The sequence below is a fragment of the Amycolatopsis sp. NPDC043885 genome, assembly GCF_056435685.1.
The window spans coordinates 1,699,637-1,715,698 of sequence record NZ_JBWKEA010000001.1; the positions used below are offsets into that span (position 1 = coordinate 1,699,637).

The 16,062-nt window shown below is 68.2% G+C and carries 15 protein-coding genes; 10 read left to right on the forward strand and 5 right to left on the reverse strand.

The genetic code is table 11. The annotated features are described in order from the left end of the window. Positions 1-13 precede the first annotated feature (13 nt). Together AC069I_RS08550 and AC069I_RS08555 are read left to right on the forward strand one after the other, a co-directional pair. Positions 14-619 carry a chemotaxis protein CheB gene (locus AC069I_RS08550; RefSeq protein ID WP_478224325.1) on the forward strand — a complete coding sequence of 202 codons (606 nt, stop codon included), beginning with the start codon at positions 14-16 and terminating at the stop codon, positions 617-619. After that, positions 616-2,460: a CheR family methyltransferase gene (locus AC069I_RS08555; RefSeq protein ID WP_478224326.1), complete on the forward strand. Its 1,845-nt coding sequence runs from the start codon at positions 616-618 to the stop codon at positions 2,458-2,460. Before AC069I_RS08550 ends, AC069I_RS08555 begins: the two co-directional genes overlap by 4 nt. Before the next feature lies 1 nt (position 2,461). Here the strand turns inward: AC069I_RS08555 and AC069I_RS08560 are convergent, their stop codons facing one another. Next, positions 2,462-3,205: an ANTAR domain-containing protein gene (locus AC069I_RS08560; protein WP_478265082.1), complete on the reverse strand. Its 744-nt coding sequence runs from the start codon at positions 3,203-3,205 to the stop codon at positions 2,462-2,464. A 139-nt stretch (positions 3,206-3,344) separates the two neighbouring features. On the opposite strand from AC069I_RS08560, the gene AC069I_RS08565 reads away from it, so the two are divergent. Beyond that, on the forward strand, positions 3,345-4,238 hold the full coding sequence (locus AC069I_RS08565; RefSeq protein WP_478234241.1) for an ANTAR domain-containing protein: 894 nt from the start codon (positions 3,345-3,347) through the stop codon (positions 4,236-4,238). On the opposite strand, the gene AC069I_RS08570 is transcribed toward AC069I_RS08565, so the two are convergent. Both AC069I_RS08570 and AC069I_RS08575 read right to left on the reverse strand, forming a co-directional pair. Beyond that, positions 4,231-4,824, reverse strand: a complete 594-nt coding sequence (locus AC069I_RS08570; protein ID WP_478224329.1) for a hypothetical protein — start codon at positions 4,822-4,824, stop codon at positions 4,231-4,233. The genes AC069I_RS08565 and AC069I_RS08570 overlap by 8 nt on opposite strands. A 9-nt stretch (positions 4,825-4,833) precedes the next feature. Next, the gene (locus AC069I_RS08575) at positions 4,834-5,673 is read right to left on the reverse strand and encodes a helix-turn-helix transcriptional regulator (protein ID WP_478224330.1); all 840 of its coding nucleotides are present in this window, start codon (positions 5,671-5,673) and stop codon (positions 4,834-4,836) included. Positions 5,674-5,776: 103 nt separating this feature from the next. On the opposite strand from AC069I_RS08575, the gene AC069I_RS08580 reads away from it, so the two are divergent. After that, positions 5,777-7,237, forward strand: coding sequence for an MFS transporter (locus tag AC069I_RS08580; RefSeq protein WP_478224331.1), 1,461 nt, complete (start codon positions 5,777-5,779; stop codon positions 7,235-7,237). Here AC069I_RS08580 and AC069I_RS08585 read toward each other — a convergent pair. Then, on the reverse strand, positions 7,198-7,794 hold the full coding sequence (locus AC069I_RS08585; RefSeq protein WP_478224332.1) for a nitroreductase family protein: 597 nt from the start codon (positions 7,792-7,794) through the stop codon (positions 7,198-7,200). The genes AC069I_RS08580 and AC069I_RS08585 overlap by 40 nt on opposite strands. A 281-nt stretch (positions 7,795-8,075) precedes the next feature. Between AC069I_RS08585 and AC069I_RS08590 the strand changes: the two genes are divergently transcribed. The 4 genes from AC069I_RS08590 (at position 8,076) to AC069I_RS08605 (ending at position 12,153) form a co-directional block, all read left to right on the forward strand. After that, entirely contained in the window at positions 8,076-9,341 is a 1,266-nt protein-coding gene (locus AC069I_RS08590) for an aspartate kinase (protein WP_478224333.1), read from the forward strand. After that, a complete protein-coding gene (locus AC069I_RS08595; RefSeq protein ID WP_478224334.1) occupies positions 9,341-10,381 on the forward strand; it encodes an aspartate-semialdehyde dehydrogenase in 1,041 nt (346 codons plus the stop codon). The genes AC069I_RS08590 and AC069I_RS08595 overlap by 1 nt, the downstream gene beginning before the upstream one ends. Before the next feature lie 135 nt (positions 10,382-10,516). Further along, entirely contained in the window at positions 10,517-11,707 is a 1,191-nt protein-coding gene (locus tag AC069I_RS08600) for an RtcB family protein (RefSeq protein WP_478224335.1), read from the forward strand. A gap of 74 nt (positions 11,708-11,781) precedes the next feature. After that, on the forward strand, positions 11,782-12,153 hold the full coding sequence (locus AC069I_RS08605) for a hypothetical protein (RefSeq protein WP_478224336.1): 372 nt from the start codon (positions 11,782-11,784) through the stop codon (positions 12,151-12,153). Positions 12,154-12,226: 73 nt separating this feature from the next. Here the strand turns inward: AC069I_RS08605 and AC069I_RS08610 are convergent, their stop codons facing one another. Next, on the reverse strand, positions 12,227-13,369 hold the full coding sequence (locus tag AC069I_RS08610) for an MFS transporter (RefSeq protein WP_478265171.1): 1,143 nt from the start codon (positions 13,367-13,369) through the stop codon (positions 12,227-12,229). Positions 13,370-13,576: 207 nt separating this feature from the next. Between AC069I_RS08610 and AC069I_RS08615 the strand changes: the two genes are divergently transcribed. Continuing rightward, entirely contained in the window at positions 13,577-15,019 is a 1,443-nt protein-coding gene (locus AC069I_RS08615) for a catalase (protein WP_478224337.1), read from the forward strand. A 434-nt stretch (positions 15,020-15,453) separates the two neighbouring features. Then, positions 15,454-15,984, forward strand: coding sequence for a hypothetical protein (locus tag AC069I_RS08620; protein ID WP_478234236.1), 531 nt, complete (start codon positions 15,454-15,456; stop codon positions 15,982-15,984). Positions 15,985-16,062 lie beyond the last annotated feature (78 nt).

Consider the following 16,062-nt stretch of genomic DNA (forward strand, 5'->3'; position numbering starts at 1 on the left):
TACGCTGGGGGGTATGCCCGCCCCCGACCGTCACGAGGCGATGGCTTACGAGATCGTCGCCGTGGGTTCCTCGGCGGGTGGAGTCAAGGCGCTCATGGCGATCCTCGGCGAGCTGCCCGCCGATTTCCGCGTGCCGCTGATCGTCGTCCAGCATCTCGATCCCCGGCACGACACGGTTCTCGCCGATATCCTCAACCGGCGGTCACGGCTGCGGATCAAGCTGGCCGAGACCGGGGACGTCCTCGAGCCCGGCGTCGTCCACATGGCACCGCCGAACCGGCATCTCCTGGTGAGACCCGGCGGTGTGCTGGAGCTTTCGGCGACCGAACAGGTGAAGTTCGTACGGCCGTCGGTCGATCTGCTCTTCGAATCCGTCGCCGCCGTCTACGGTCCCGCCGCCCTCGTCTGTGTCCTGACCGGGACAGGGTCCGACGGTTCGGCAGGGGCCGCGATGGTGAAGGCGCGGGGCGGCAGCGTTGTCGCCGAGGATCCGGCGACCGCCGAATTCAAGGGCATGCCCCAGGCCGTGGTGAAGGCCGTGCCGGTCGACTTGGTGCTTCCGCTGGACGAAATCGCCGGTGCTCTCGTCGGCCTGGTCAAGGGAACGAGGACGCTATGAACGCGCCGGACGGCGAAATCCACGACGATCGCGGGCTCGAGGACCTGCTGACGTTCATCAGGGATTCCCGCGGCTTCGACTTCACCGGCTACAAGCGGACCTCCCTCGCTCGCCGGATCCGGAAACGGATGCAGGCCGTGAAGATCGACGGATACGCCGAATACCGGGACTTCCTGGAGATCAACGCCGAAGAGTTCCTGGAACTCTTCAACACCATCCTGATCAACGTCACCAGTTTCCTCCGGGATCCCGAAGCCTGGCACTACCTGCAGACGACCGTCGTGCCCGAAATCGTGGCGAGGGTCGGCGAAGGTGAGATCCGTATCTGGAGCGCCGGATGCTCCAGCGGCGAGGAGGCGTATTCCCTCGCGATCATCTTCGCCGAGCACCTCGGTGTCGAGGAGACCACGAGGCGGGTCAAGATCTACGGGACCGACGTCGACGAGGAGGCCCTGCGCGAGGCGAGGACGGGGCTGTATTCCTCGAAAGCGCTGGATCGATTGACCGAAGGACTGAAGAAGAAGTACTTCGAGCCGACCGGCAATCTGTTCGCCTTCCGGCGAGACCTCCGGCGTCGGGTGATCTTCGGCAGACACGACATCACGCGTGACGCCCCCATCTCCCGGGTCGACCTGCTCGCTTGCCGCAACACCCTGATGTACTTCAACGTCGAGGCGCAGGCGAAGATCATCGAGCGCTTCCATTTCGCGCTCAACGAAGGTGGCTACCTGTTCCTCGGGAAGGCCGAAATGCTGCTTTCCGACGGCATCCGATTCGACGCGGCCAACATCCGTAACCGGGTTTTCAAGCTGCGAACGGGGGGTATGCCGGTGAAGCCCGCGCGGTTCGACGTCCGGGCAGGCGCGGGGGTGCGGGACGCCAACCGGCGACGTCACGTCACCGAACTCGCCTTGGCGTCGTCACCCGATTCGGTCCTCGGCGTCGAACGTGACGGCACGGTCGCCCTGATCAACGGCTCGGCTCGGTTGCAGTTCGGGCTGTCCTCGGACGACGTCGGCAGGCCGTTCCACGATCTGGAGATCTCCTACCGGCCGATCGAACTCCGCTCGGTGATCGATCAGGCCCACGCCGAGCGCCGCAGCGTGCGGATCGATTCCGTCCGGCGCCAGAAGAGCACGGAAGAGACGCAGTACCTCGACATCATCGTCCGGCCGCTGATCACCATCGAAGGCGAGGACATCGGCGTGGCCATCACATTCGTGGACACCACCGAGGCGACCAGGCTCCAGCAGGAGGTGAAACGGGTGCAGGAGGACCTGGCGACGGCCTACGCCGAACTTCAGTCGACGAACGCGGAACTCGAAACGGTCAACGAGGAGCTCCAGTCGAGCATCGAGGAACTCGAGACGACGAACGAGGAACTCCAGTCCACGAACGAGGAACTCGAGACCACGAACGAAGAACTCCAGTCGGGCAACGAAGAACTCGAAACCATGAACGAGGAGATGCGCATCCGCACCGCGGAACTCGACGAGACGCGCATGTTCTTCGAAGGAGTGCTTTCGAGCGTCGAAGCAGGCGTGGTCGTGCTCGACGGAGATCTCCAGGTGCGCAGCTGGAACCGGGGCGCCCAGGAACTGTGGGGTATGCGCGCCGACGAGGTCTACCGGCAGGATTTCTTCGGCCTCGACTTCGGCCTGCCGACCGCCGGGCTCCGCGACACCGTCGAGGTCTGCAACGAGACCGGGCATCGGGCGGCGCGGGTCGAGATCGACGCGGTGGACCGGAAGGGCAGGTCACTCGTCGTTTCGGTCAGCTCCTCGCCGCTGCGGGGACCGGGCGGCGGAGTGGTGCTGCTGATGGAAAAGCGGCGGGGGTGAGTCAGCGCCCGCGCGTCGTGTTCCTGGGGAGTGAACCCACCAGATCGGACGCCGTCACGCGACGGGTGACGATCAGTTCGCACAGGTCGCTGATCCGGCGGTTGTGGCCGCGCGCGTAGCGGCGCAACAGGCGGAACGCTTCGCCCGGCTCGATCTCCAGCCGAGCCGAGACGATGCCCTTCGCCTGCTCGATGATCACCCGGCTGTCCAGCGCCACCTGCAGTTGTTCGGAGGTCCTGGTCAGGCCGGCGATCGCGCGGTGGTTGAGCATGCCGATCGTCGCCGCGTCGGCGAGCGCGACCGCGACCCGCAGGTCGGCCACCGGCAGCGGAGCGGTTTCCGTGGTCAGGATCGTGACGTCGCCGAGGACGTCTTCGCGGCGGCTGAACGGGAACGCGTGTACCGATCGGAAACCGAGCGAGAGAGCGGCGGGGACCAGTCGTTTCCAGCGTGTTCCCGCCTCGTCCAGAAGCACGTTGACGACCGGCTCACGCCCTGCGCGGCAGTCCACGCCGGGGCCTTCCTCGGCGAGGATCCGGGCGAGCGACGGTCTTTCGAGCCGTTCATCGGTGTGTACCGTGATCGGGTGGTCGCCTGCCGCGACGAGCCGGACCGAAGAGGACGAAACCAGTTCTGCGTAACGGTTCGTCACACAGAGCCAATAGTCTTTCGGGTCGAGCGCGGGTGCCAAGGTGTCGGCCAGCTCCACCAACGTGTCGGCGACCCATCTTTCCCGGTTCTGCATGAAATCCGGCCTTCCTGCGAAATACGGTTTCGAGGGCGCTGGGGAATCAACGCTAGTCCTCCGCCCGCTGACGGGGAACCCGCCGGGGCTCAGCCGTTCGGGTCCTCTCCGCGGGCGTCGCCGGGCGTACGCTCAGCCCATGTGGGACGGCACCGGTGGTCGGTACGACCCGACCGCCATGCGCCGACTGATCGACACCGAGCGCGGGCGGGCGGATCGAGCGGCGGCAGTCGCGAGGCGGCACGAAAGCCTGATGGAGACGGCCACCGTCTCGATGCGGCCCTTTCATCTGCGGATGGCGGAGCTGCACCGCGCCACCGAGCGCAAGCACCGGGCCGCGGCGGACATGCACGCCGGCTACCTCGACGCCGTCGGGCGCTGGGCGGACCTACCGGAGGAACCGGCGGGCGTGCCCCCGGCGTTCATGACGGTCGCCGCCGAGGCGACCGGCCTCCGGAGCCTGGCGGTGTCCCTGTTCAGCACCGGCGGGGGCGAGGCTTCGGTCGTCGTGTCCGATCCCATCGCCGCCAGGGCGCACGACCTCGAATACGCCCTCGGCGAAGGACCTGCCCGGGACACGACGGGGAGACCGGGGGTCTGCGGCGAGCCGGAACTCGTGAGCCGGTGGCCCCAGTTCGGCCCGGCGGCCAGGGAACTCGGCGTCCGATCGGTGGTGTCGGCCCGGCTTGGCCCCGCCGAGGTGCCGATGGGCAACGTCACCGCGTACCGGCCCGAGCCCGAACCGGGTGCCGAGGTGGCCCGGTCGGTGGGGGTGCTCGCCGACGTGCTGACCAGCACCGCGTTGGACCCGGCGGTGCGCCTGGACGTGGACGACGGCCTGCCGGTGCATCCGCTGTTCGGCGACGTCGACCTCTGCGTCGTGGCGCACCAGGCCACCGGGGTCGTGATGTCCACCCACGACTGCTCGGCGGCCGACGCTCTGGTCCTCATCCGCGCGCACGCCTTCGCACGGAACGAGAGCGTCACCGAGCTCGCCCGTGCCATCGTCGCCAGGACGTACCGGCTCAGCTGACACCGAGCCGTTCGTAAGCCTCGACAGCGGCCTTCGGGTCGTCCGCCTGGAACTTGACGACGCGGACGGTCTCGGTCTTGCCGAGCGGCCGGGTCACCGTGATCGGCTCACGCAGTTCGGCGACCAGGTTCGTCTCGTAGAAGTTGTCGTAGCTGAGCCAGGTTCCGTCGCGAAAGGCCTTCGCCTTGAGGGGATCGTGGCTTTCCTTCACGTTCCGCAGGCTGACCACGTTCTCCCTGGGGATCCGCACGTCGTAAAAGGAGCTGTAGCGCACCCGCACCTCGCGCGACGAGATCACGTGCGGCCGGACGACGGTGCCGGCGTAGACCCCGAACACCAGCAGCGCCGAGTACACGCCAAGGGCGAGCAGCAGGAGGTCGACGACGAGGCCGAAGTCGATCAGCCAGAAGAGACCCGCTTCGGCGGCGCTCACCACCGCGAACACGATGAAGATCGACTTCCCGTTCGCGCCGTACGGCACCGCGACGGCGTCCCCGTCGATGCCGTCCTTCCGGCGCCTGAGATACAGCCAGAGTCCGGCCATCGTGCGGGATTCGTTGCGGAGAACGCTGCGAAAGGCCCCCATGACCCCAGGTTAGCGATCGAAGTGGGTCAGGATCTTCAGCGCGTCGGCGGATCCCGGGTCCTTCGGCGTGTAGATCTCCAGCCGGTGGTCGGGGCTGTCGGGCTGGAGCCACACCTGGTAGTCGACGCTGACCGCGCCGACCGTCGGGTGACGCAGGTGCATGGCGCCGACGGTGCAATCAGCCACGTCGCCGGTCGCCCAGAGTGACGCGAACTCGTCGCTGCGCATCGAAAGCTCGCCGATGAGCGCGGCCAGGCGGGCGTCGGTGGGGTAGCGGCCCGCGGTCAACCGCAGATAGGCGACGTGGATCGGTGCGAGTTCGGCCCGGTTCCGGTGCAGCTCGCGGGTCAGCGGGTCGAGGAAGAACATGCGCGGCAGCGACGGCCGCCGTTCGGGATCGTTCGGCGCGTCGAAATCCAGGTGTTCGGCCATGAGCGTGTGTCCGGCGTGGTTCCACGCGAGCACGTCGCCGCGACGGCCGAAGACGAGGGCGGGCACGGCCTCGCCGAGGTTCTCCAGCAGCGCGAGGACCCGCGGGTGCGGGTCTTCCGGGCCGGGGTCCGACAGCTTCGGGAGCGAAGTCTGCCGGGCGAGGTTGTGCAGATGGCCGGTCTCGACGTCGTCGAGCCGGAGTGCGCGGGCGAGCGCGTCGAGCACCTGCCGTGAAGCGGTTTCGGCCAGTCCTTGCTCCAGCCGCGTGTAGTACCCGGCGCTCACTCCGGCGAGCTGGGCGAGCTCTTCGCGGCGTAGACCAGGTACACGGCGCGAAGTGCCGTACGTGCGCAGGCCGATCTCGGCGGGCGTCACGCGATCACGACGGCTCTTGAGGTATACGCCGAGGCTTTCCATGACTCCGAGCCTAAGTTCTCCGCCCGCCGCGTGGGTGTACCCGCCGGGTGTACCCACGGCACGGGGATGGCTGCTCACTCGAAGCCGGTACAGCGTCGAGGGCATGACACGACAGCACTCCCGGGCCTGGTTCGGCCTGCTGGTGATCCTCTGCCCGGTGTTCCTGGTCTCCATGGACGGGTCGATCCTGTTCCTCGCGATGCCCAGGATCAGCCAGGCGCTCACCCCCACGGCCGATCAGGCGCTGTGGATCCTCGACGTCTACGGCTTCGCGGTCGGCTCGCTGCTGATCGCGTTCGGCAATATCGGCGACCGGTACGGGCGGCTGAAGCTGCTGATGATCGGCGCCGCGGTGTTCGGCATCGGTTCGGCGGGCGCCGCGTTCGCCCCGAACCCGGAGCTGCTCATCACGTTCCGCGCCCTGATGGGGCTGGCGGGAGCGACGCTGCTGCCGTCCGCGCTGGCGGTGCTGAGCGAGCTCTTCCCCGACGCGCGACGCCGGGCGCGGGCCATCGGGATCTTCGCGGCCGCGTTCGCCGCCGGTTTCGCGATCGGCCCGGTCGTCGGCGGTGTCCTGCTGGAACGGTTCGCGTGGGGCTCGGTCTTCCTGGTCAACCTCCCGGTGATCGCGGTGTTCCTGGCGCTCGCGCCAGTGCTGCTGCGGGAGGTGCGGGCCACCGGGAAGGGACGCGTCGACGTGCTGAGCGTCGTGCTCTCCGCGGCCGGCCTGCTGCTCGCGATCTACGGGATCAAGCACGCGGCCGCCGACGGACTGTCCGTCACCGCGGTCTCCGCCGCCGTCGCCGGGGCGGGGCTGCTGGTGTGGTTCGCCCGGCGTCAGCGGGGTCTCGAGTACCCGCTGGTCGAGTTCTCCTTGTTCCGCGACCGTGTCTTCACGATCGCGATCGTCACCGGGCTGCTGCCGCTGGCGGCGTGGTCGGCGGCCGCGTACCTGTCGGGGATCCACTTGCAGTCCGTGCTCGGCCTGCCCGTGCTGCACGCGGCGCTGCTGGCGTTGCCGGGCGCGGCCGTGCTCACGATCATGTGCGTCGTCACGCCCGCGCTGGTCGACCGGATCGGCGCACGCGCGGCGCTGATCGTCTGCCACTTCTCCATCGCCGCCGGGCTCGCCCTGCTGCTCATGACCGGTGTCACGGGCGGAGCGGGCTGGTACGTCGCGTCGACGGTGGTCGCCGGCGTCGGCTACGGCATCTCGTTCAGCGTGGTGGCCGACACGGCCGTCGCCGCGGTGCCCGCCGCGCGCGCGGGAGCGGCGGGCGCGATCGCCGAAACGAGTAACGAGATCGGCAACGCGCTGGGGATCGCGCTCATGGGCTCGCTCGCCGCGCTGGTGTTCCGGCTGGCGGGCCCGGACCTCGCGCCGACACTCGGCGAAACCCTCGAGATCGCGCCCACAGCCGCTCTTGACGCGAAGGAGGCCTTCGTCGCGGGCCTCCACACCGCCGTCGCGGTGCTGAGCCTGCTGCACGTCGGGCTCGGCATTCTCGCCCTTCGCTGGCTCCCTCAGCCGTCGAAAGCGCTCGTGCCCCAGGCGTCGGCGTAGGCGAATTCAGCCAGCGGGACTCGCTCGCGCGGCGCCTTTTCGCGCTCGATGCGCCAGTCCTCTTCGAGCACCGAGGGGTCCGCGGGCGAGCCGACGGCGATCGCGACCTTCGGGACGACGTCGTCAGGGAGGCCGAAGAAGTCCTTCGCCGCTTCGGCGGAGAAGCCCGCCATCTGGTGTGCGATCAGGCCGAGGTCGACGGCCTGGAGCACGAGGTTCTCGCTCGCCAGCCCCAGCCCGTACTCGGCGTACGGGACTTCACCCTTCTCGTTCGTGGTCACCATCACGCCGATCAGCAGCAGCCCGGCGCGATGGGCCCACGCCCGGTTGCCCGAGTTGAGCGTCGAGAGGATGCGGTCGAACGACGGCGTTCCCCGCAGGCCGACCAGGTAGCGGGCGGGCTGGGTGTTGCCGAACGACGGCGCCCAGCGGGCCGCTTCGAGCAGCGCGCGGAGCTGGTCTTCGGTGACGATCGCTGACTCGTCGTAGGCGCGCGGGCTCCAGCGGTGGGCCAGGATCGACGCGATCGGGGTACTCGTGTCGGCGGGTTTGTGCATGGCTCGGGAAGATACAGCGGAGCGGAGCTCCTCGTTTGAGGGTGGAGGCGGGGGCATGGATGGATAACAAGGGGTGCTCTCCGTCACTAAAGCGAAAGCCCTCCGACTATTTCGTTGGTGTTAAGGAAGATTTACTTCCAGGAGTCCTCGAAGTGGTGGTCAGGACCACTTACGAGGGTGGCGAGCGCGCGTCACCCCGGTAGGCTTTCGCCCAAATAAGGGACGCGGGGGCTCCTCGGTGCCCACCAGGAGCACGCCCGGCCCGTCGAGGAGGTTCGGGCGTGGCCCTCGTGGTCCAGAAGTACGGCGGTTCGTCGCTGGAAAGTGCCGACCGGATCAAACGCGTCGCGGAACGCATCGTCGCCACCAAGAAGGCGGGCAACGACGTGGTCGTCGTCTGCTCCGCCATGGGCGACACGACCGACGAGCTGCTCGACCTGGCTCAGCAGGTCAACCCGGCGCCGCCGGAACGCGAGATGGACATGCTGCTCACCGCGGGTGAGCGTATCTCCAACTCCCTGGTGGCGATGGCGATTTCGGCGCAGGGCGCGGAGGCCTGGTCGTTCACCGGCTCGCAGGCCGGTGTGGTGACGACGTCGGTGCACGGCAACGCGCGGATCATCGACGTCAGCCCCAGCCGGGTGACGGAAGCCCTCGACCAGGGCTACATCGCGCTGGTGGCCGGGTTCCAGGGCGTGTCGCAGGACACCAAGGACATCACCACCCTCGGCCGCGGGGGTTCGGACACCACCGCCGTCGCGCTGGCCGCCGCGCTGAACGCCGACGTCTGCGAGATCTACTCCGATGTGGACGGTGTGTACACCGCCGATCCCCGGGTCGTGTCCGACGCGCGCAAGCTCGACACCATCGCCTACGAGGAGATGCTGGAGCTGGCGGCGAGCGGGTCGAAGATCCTGCACCTGCGTTCGGTGGAGTACGCGCGCCGCTACGGCGTCCCGATCCGAGTCCGTTCTTCCTACAGTGACAAGCCGGGCACCACGGTGACCGGTTCTATCGAGGAGATCCCCGTGGAACAAGCGTTGATCACCGGTGTGGCGCACGACCGCTCCGAAGCCAAGATCACGGTGACCGGAGTGCCCGACACGACCGGTGCCGCCGCCCGGATCTTCCGCGTGATCGCCGACAACGAGATCGACATCGACATGGTGCTGCAGAACGTGTCCAGCACCGTCTCGGGCCGCACCGACATCACCTTCACCCTGTCGAAGGCCAACGGGGCCAAGGCCGTGCAGTCGCTGGAGAAGATCAAGGACGAGATCGGCTTCGAGTCGGTCCTCTACGACGACCATGTCGGCAAGGTGTCGCTCGTCGGCGCGGGGATGCGTTCGCACCCCGGTGTCACGGCGACGTTCTGCGAGGCGCTCGCCCAGTCGGGCGTCAACATCGAAATCATCAACACCTCGGAGATCCGGATCTCGGTGCTGATCCGGGACGCGCAGCTCGACGACGCGGTGCGCGCGATCCACGAGGCGTTCGAACTCGGCGGCGATGAAGAAGCCGTCGTCTACGCGGGGAGTGGTCGCTGATGCCGGAAGGTTTGCGGGTAGGCGTGGTCGGGGCGACCGGTCAGGTCGGCGGCGTCATGCGCCGTCTGCTGGCCGAACGGGGTTTCCCGGTCGCCGAAATGCGGTACTTCGCTTCGGCGCGGTCCGCCGGTTCGAAGCTTCCTTGGCGTGACGGGGAAATCGTCATCGAGGACGCGACGACCGCGGATCCGTCCGGTTTGGACATCGCGCTGTTCTCGGCCGGTGGCGCGACCTCCAAGGCACAGGCGGAACGGTTCGCCGCGGCCGGTGCCACGGTCATCGACAACTCGTCGGCGTGGCGGATGGACCCGGACGTCCCGCTGATCGTGAGCGAGGTCAACCCGGAGGCGGTCAAGGAGGCGCGCAAGGGGATCATCGCGAACCCCAACTGCACCACCATGGCCGCGATGCCGGTGCTCAAGCCGCTGCACGCCGAAGCGGGTCTGGTGCGGCTGGTCGCCAGCACCTACCAGGCCGTGTCCGGCAGCGGGCTCGCCGGCGTGGAGGAGCTGGAAGGCCAGCTCGCCGCGGCGGCGGCGAACGCGGGCGCGCTGACCCACGACGGCGCGGCGGTGGACTTCCCCGAGCCGAAGAAGTACGCGCGGCCCATCGCGCACAACGTCCTCCCGCTGGCCGGGTCCATTGTGGACGACGGTGAGTTCGAGACGGACGAGGAGAAGAAGTTCCGCAACGAGAGCCGCAAGATCCTGAGCATCCCGGAGCTGCTGGTCTCGTGCACCTGTGTGCGGGTGCCGGTGTTCTCCGGGCACTCGATCTCGATCAACGCCGAGTTCTCGCAGCCGCTTTCGGTCGCCCGCGCGACCGAACTGCTGACCGGCGCCCCCGGCGTGGAGCTGTCGGACATCCCGACGCCGCTGCAGGCCGCCGGACAGGACCCGTCGTACGTCGGGCGGCTACGGACGGACCCGGGCGTCGACGGCGGTCGTGGTCTGGCGCTGTTCCTGTCGAACGACAACCTGCGGAAGGGCGCGGCGCTCAACGCCGTGCAGATCGCGGAACTGGTCGCCGCGAACTCCTGACGCCTGCTTGCGCGTGAAGGCCTCCTTCCCTCGGCTCAGCCGAGGAAAGGGGGCCTTCACGTCGTAATTGCGTTGTCGGGGGCCTTCGGCCCGTGCATGCTCAACGGCGACAAACGTTTCCACGAAGGGAAAATCATGTACACGGCGGTCGAAGGCTCGCGGGTTCCGATCCGGATGTGGGCAGACCCCACGTCGGTCGAGGACCAAGCCATGCGACAGCTGCACAACGTCGCCAACCTGCCGTGGGTGCACGGCGTCGCGGTCATGCCCGACGTCCACTACGGCAAGGGCGCGACCGTCGGCAGCGTGATCGCGATGCGCGACGCGGTGTCCCCGGCCGCCGTCGGCGTGGACATCGGCTGCGGGATGAGCGCGGTGCGGACCTCGCTCACCGCCGCCGACCTGCCCGACGACCTGCTGAAGCTCCGCCGCCGGATCGAATCGGCCGTCCCGGTCGGGTTCGGCCTGCACAAGACCCCGGTGAACCCGGCGAAGGTGCACGGAGTCGGTGGCTGGGACGCGTTCTGGAAGTCCTTCGGCGACCTGCATCCCGGCGTCCAGGAGCTGCACGACCGCGCGTCGCGCCAGATCGGGAGCCTCGGTGGCGGCAACCACTTCATCGAGGTCTGCCTCGAACAGGGCGGCGAAGACGAAGGCCGCGTGTGGCTGATGCTGCACTCCGGTTCCCGCAACATCGGCAAGGAACTCGCGGAACGGCATATGGCCGTCGCGCGGAAGCTGCCGCACAACGCGGACCTGCCGGACCCGGATCTCGCGGTGTTCGTCGCGGGCACGCCCGAGATGCAGGCGTACCGGCGCGACCTGTTCTGGGCGCAGGACTACGCGGCGCGCAACCGCGCCACCATGGTCGCGCTCGTGAAGCAGGCGCTGAAGGACGTCGTGCCGCAGACGACCTTCGACGACGCGATCAGCTGTCACCACAACTACGTCGCCGAAGAGACCTACGACGGCGTCGACCTTCTGGTGACCCGCAAGGGCGCGATCCGCGCGGGTTCGGGCGATCTCGGGATCATCCCGGGCAGCATGGGCACCGGTTCGTACATCGTGCGCGGTCTCGGGAACGAGTCGTCCTTCCAGTCCGCGTCGCACGGCGCGGGCCGCCGGATGTCGCGGAACAAGGCGAAGAAGCTGTACACCGCCGAGGACCTCGCCGCGCAGACCGCCGGCGTGGAATGCCGCAAGGACTCCGGTGTGGTGGACGAGATCCCGGCCGCGTACAAGGACATCGAAACGGTGATCAAGGCGCAGACGGATCTCGTCGAGGTGGTCGCGCACCTCAAGCAGGTCGTCTGCGTGAAGGGCTGAATTACCGGGGCGGTTCGTGGGTGGTGGCCGGGGGAACCCGACATACCACCCACGAAATCGCTAGGCTTGACCGTATGAAGAGGTTGGGAATCGCGGCGCTCCTGGCGGCCGCCGGGCTCTCGCTGGCGGGCTGCAGCGAGGTCACGAACGCGGTCGATCAGACGAACAAGGCGGCGACGAAGGTCAGCGCCTGCGCCGAGGCGCTCAGCCTCGCCGACCTCAATCCGGACCCGGCGACGCTCAAGGAGCGCGCCGCGGACAAGGAGAAGCGCCTGCGTGAGCTGGCGGGCAGCGTCGGCGAGCAGAACGTGGCGGGTGCGCTCACCGGTATGGCCGACTCGTACCTGCAGGTGCAGAAGGAGAACATCCAGGACGCGGGCAAGGTCGCGGACTGGACCAAGCGCAACCTCGAGCAGCTGGAAGCCCTCCGGAAGGTCTGCGCCTAGCCCTGTTTCGCATTTCGTCCTCTGACTGCGGTAGTTGCGCGTGCAACGACCGCATTCAGAGGAAGAAAACGCATCAGGAGGAAGTGAGCGCGGGCACCTGGGCGGGGGTCCGGGAGCGGCGCCAGAACAGGCCGGCCGAAGCGATCGCCAGCGCGCCCAGCGCCGAGGCCGCGAAGCCCCAGCCGGGGCTGGAGTGGTCGATCACGAACCCGATGATCGGGCTCCCGATCGCCAGCCCGATCCGGCTGGCCGCGTCCAGCAGGCCCATCGCCTCCCCGCGCACGCGGGCGGGCGCCGCGGCGCTGACCGTCTCCGTGCTCGCCGCGAGCGTCGGCGCGCACAGCACGTTGCTCGGGAAGAGCACGATCGCCAGCAGCCACCACGGCTCGGCGATCAGCCCGACCGGCAGGGTCAGCACCGCGAGCAGCACCATCAGCGTGCCCTGCGAAAGCGACCGCCGGACCGCGCCGTGGATCGCCCCGCCGAGGACCGACGCGACGCACATCAGCGTGATCAGCAGCCCGGACCAGGCGATGTCACCGCTCGCGCGCAGCGTCGCCAGCGCGGCGAGCTCCATGCCGACCAGGCAGAACAGCGCGCCCGCGGCGATGAACATCGCCATCACGAGCCGTCCGGTGAGCCAGCTCCGCACGGTCGGCCGCTCCCCGGCGAACACCTCGGCGTCGGCCTCGGCGCGGATCGGCGGGTTCTGCCGGTAGATCAGCGTCGCCGAAAGCGCGAAGCAGACCCCGATCCCGGTGAGCGCGTAGACCGCGGGCAGCTGCGTGATCGCCATGATCCCGGCCGACGGCCCGATCATGAACGACGCCTCCACCAGGATCGTGTCCAGCGAGTAGGCCGCCCGCCGTTGTTCGAGTGGCACGAGCGCGGTGAGCACCAGCCGCGCGAGCGTGCCGGCGGGCACCGACAGCACTCCCGCGGGGAGCGCGACCGCGAGCAGCACCTGATACGGCAGATGCGGCGCGCTGATCCAGAACGCCGACGAGGCCAGTCCGCAGATCGCGACCACCGGCCGCAGCCCGTAGCGGTCGACGTACCGGCCGACGAGCGGTGCCCCGATCGCGCTGCCGAGCGTGGTGGCGGCGCCGACCAGCCCGGCCGCGCCGTAGCCGCGGCCCAGGTCGTTGACCACGTACAGCGTCATCGTCACGCCCATGGCCGTCATCGGGAGCCGGGCCAGGAACATCAACAGCATCGAGCTGGGAACTCCGGGCACGGCTAACACGCGACGATACGGAGCGAGGGCCATACGTCCGATGAGAACGTAACTTGGTACGCGCGTGCAAGTTTTTTTCGCGTAGCCAAGGTCACCCGGTACGGGGTGTTTTCTTGACTGATTCCAGATTAGGCGAGAGGGTGAGGAGGACTGACCGCTCACCACCACGAACCAGGAGGCATCGGCGTGACCTTGCCGACCACGAACAACGTGGGCATCCCCGTCGCGAGCGACAACGATTCCCTGACCGTAGGCGCCAACGGCCCGATCCTGCTCCAGGACCACTACCTGATCGAGAAGAACGCCCAGTTCAACCGTGAGCGGGTGCCGGAACGCGTCGTCCACGCCAAAGGCGGCGGCGCGCACGGCTTCCTCGAGGTCACGGAGGACGTCAGTCAGTTCACGAAGGCCGCGCTGTTCCAGCCGGGCGTGCGCACCGAGAGCCTGGTCCGGTTCTCCTCGGTCGCCGGGGAGAACGGCTCGCCCGACACGTGGCGCGACCCGCGCGGTTTCGCGGTGAAGTTCTACACCTCCGAGGGCAACTACGACCTCGTCGGCAACAACACCCCGGTGTTCTTCATCCGCGATCCGATCAAGTTCCCCGACTTCATCCACTCGCAGAAGCGCCGCGCCGACAACCATCTGCGCGACCACGACATCCAGTGGGACTTCTGGACGCTGCGGCCCGAGTCCGCGCACCAGGTCACCTGGCTGATGGGCGACCGCGGCATCCCGTCGAACTGGCGCGAGATGGACGGCTTCGGCTCGCACACCTATCTGTGGGAGAACGCGGGCGGCGAGAAGTTCTGGGTCAAGTACCACTTCAAGACCGACCAGGGCATCGGCTACCTCACGCAGGCCGACGCGGACCGGATCGCCGGCGAGGACTCGGACTACTACATCCGCGACCTGTTCAAGAACATCAAGCAGGGCAATCACCCCAGCTGGACGCTGTACGTCCAGGTGATGCCGTACGCCGAGGCCGCGGACTACCGCTTCAACCCGTTCGACCTGACCAAGGTGTGGCCGAAGGGCGACTACCCGCTGATCAAGGTCGGCCGCTGGGTACTCGACCGCAATCCGGCGAACTACTTCGCGGAGATCGAGCAGGCCGCGTTCGAGCCGTCCAATCTGGTGCCGGGCATCGGCCCGTCGCCGGACAAGATGCTGCAGGGCCGCCTGTTCGCGTACCCGGACGCCCACCGCTACCGGATCGGCGCGAACTACACGCAGTTGCCGGTCAACGCGCCGAAGTCCCCGGTGAACAGCTACTCGCGCGACGGCGCGATGCGCTACAACAACCCGGGCGACCCGGTGTACGCGCCGAACTCGTACGGCGGTCCGCACGCGAACGCGGAGATCGCCGCCGAGACCGCTTCGGGCTATGGCGTCGAGGACGAGGTCATCCGGTCGGCGTACAAGCTCCACGCCGAGGACGACGACTTCGGCCAGCCGGGCACGCTCGTCCGCGACGTGATGGACGACGCGCAGCGCGAGCGGCTCGCGAGCAACATCATCGGCCACGCCTCGAACGACGTCTCGCGCCCGGTGCTCGAGCGGGTCTTCGAGTACTGGCGGAACGTCGACAAGGACCTCGGCGACAAGGTCGCGGACGCCTTCCGCGAGTAAAGGACCTCTCCTGGAGAGGCTGCTCCCACCACGGAACGCCCCCGGTGCGCGCACCGGGGGCGTTTCCATTTCCCCACTCGCATGTGAAACCAGAAGAGGGCGTGGCGTGAGTGGGGGACACCCCGAGTGGAGCAGTGCGACACGCCTGTCCGACGGAGTGATGAAGCCAAACGATCACCGTTTACACCGCTGTGGGTGAACGAGCCGCACCACGGTGTCGACCGGTCACAGGTGGTCATAAATCGGCGGGAAAAGGATGATCTTCAGGGGGAGGCGCAAGATTTCGCCGTTAATCAATTGCGGGAGTCTTACCCGGGAATGAATCCGGCACGTAAGGGTTAGAAAAGTGTTCCAACCGGTGATCGGGTGGTGTTCGGCCGATACGGGGGGTATCGATTTACCTCGTCAGGTCCCAGAGGCCAGGAGGTAAGGGAATGAAAGGCAACATTGCCCGGACGATTGCCGCGGTCGCCGCAGGCAGTCTGTTGGCGGTGGCCTCGGCCGGCGCCGCTACGGCTGGCACCGATGGTGGGAAGGGCTCGTCGAACACACAGGCGCTCGCCGCGCAGGTGCTGCAGATGCGAGACGGTCTCACCAAGGTGGCCTACGCCGGCGACGTCGCCAAAACGCGGGCGGACTTGGACAAGCTCAGCCCCGTCCTCGGTGACATCGCCGCGGGCAAGCGCTACCAGATCCAGACCGAAACGCAGAAGCTCGGAGACCTGGCCCAGGGCCGTTCCGTCGAGTCCAGCAGGCTGCTGGCCGACCCGACGGCCAAGGCGCGACAGCTGCCGCCGCTGCCGGTGCCGATCCCCTCGCTCCCGGACCTTCCCGGACCGCTGAAGATCGTCAGCGACCTGGTGAAAGCCCTGCTCGCGGCCGTGACCGGCATTCTCGGTGGCCTGCTCGGCGGACTCCCTGTCCCGCCGCTGCCGGTCCCGCCCGTACCGCTTCCCACACCCTAGAAGGAGACCGGGAGTCGTCAGGGTTCGCCGTGCAGGGCGGCGGGCCACGATATGGGGGCCGGAGCCCGAGTGGGGACA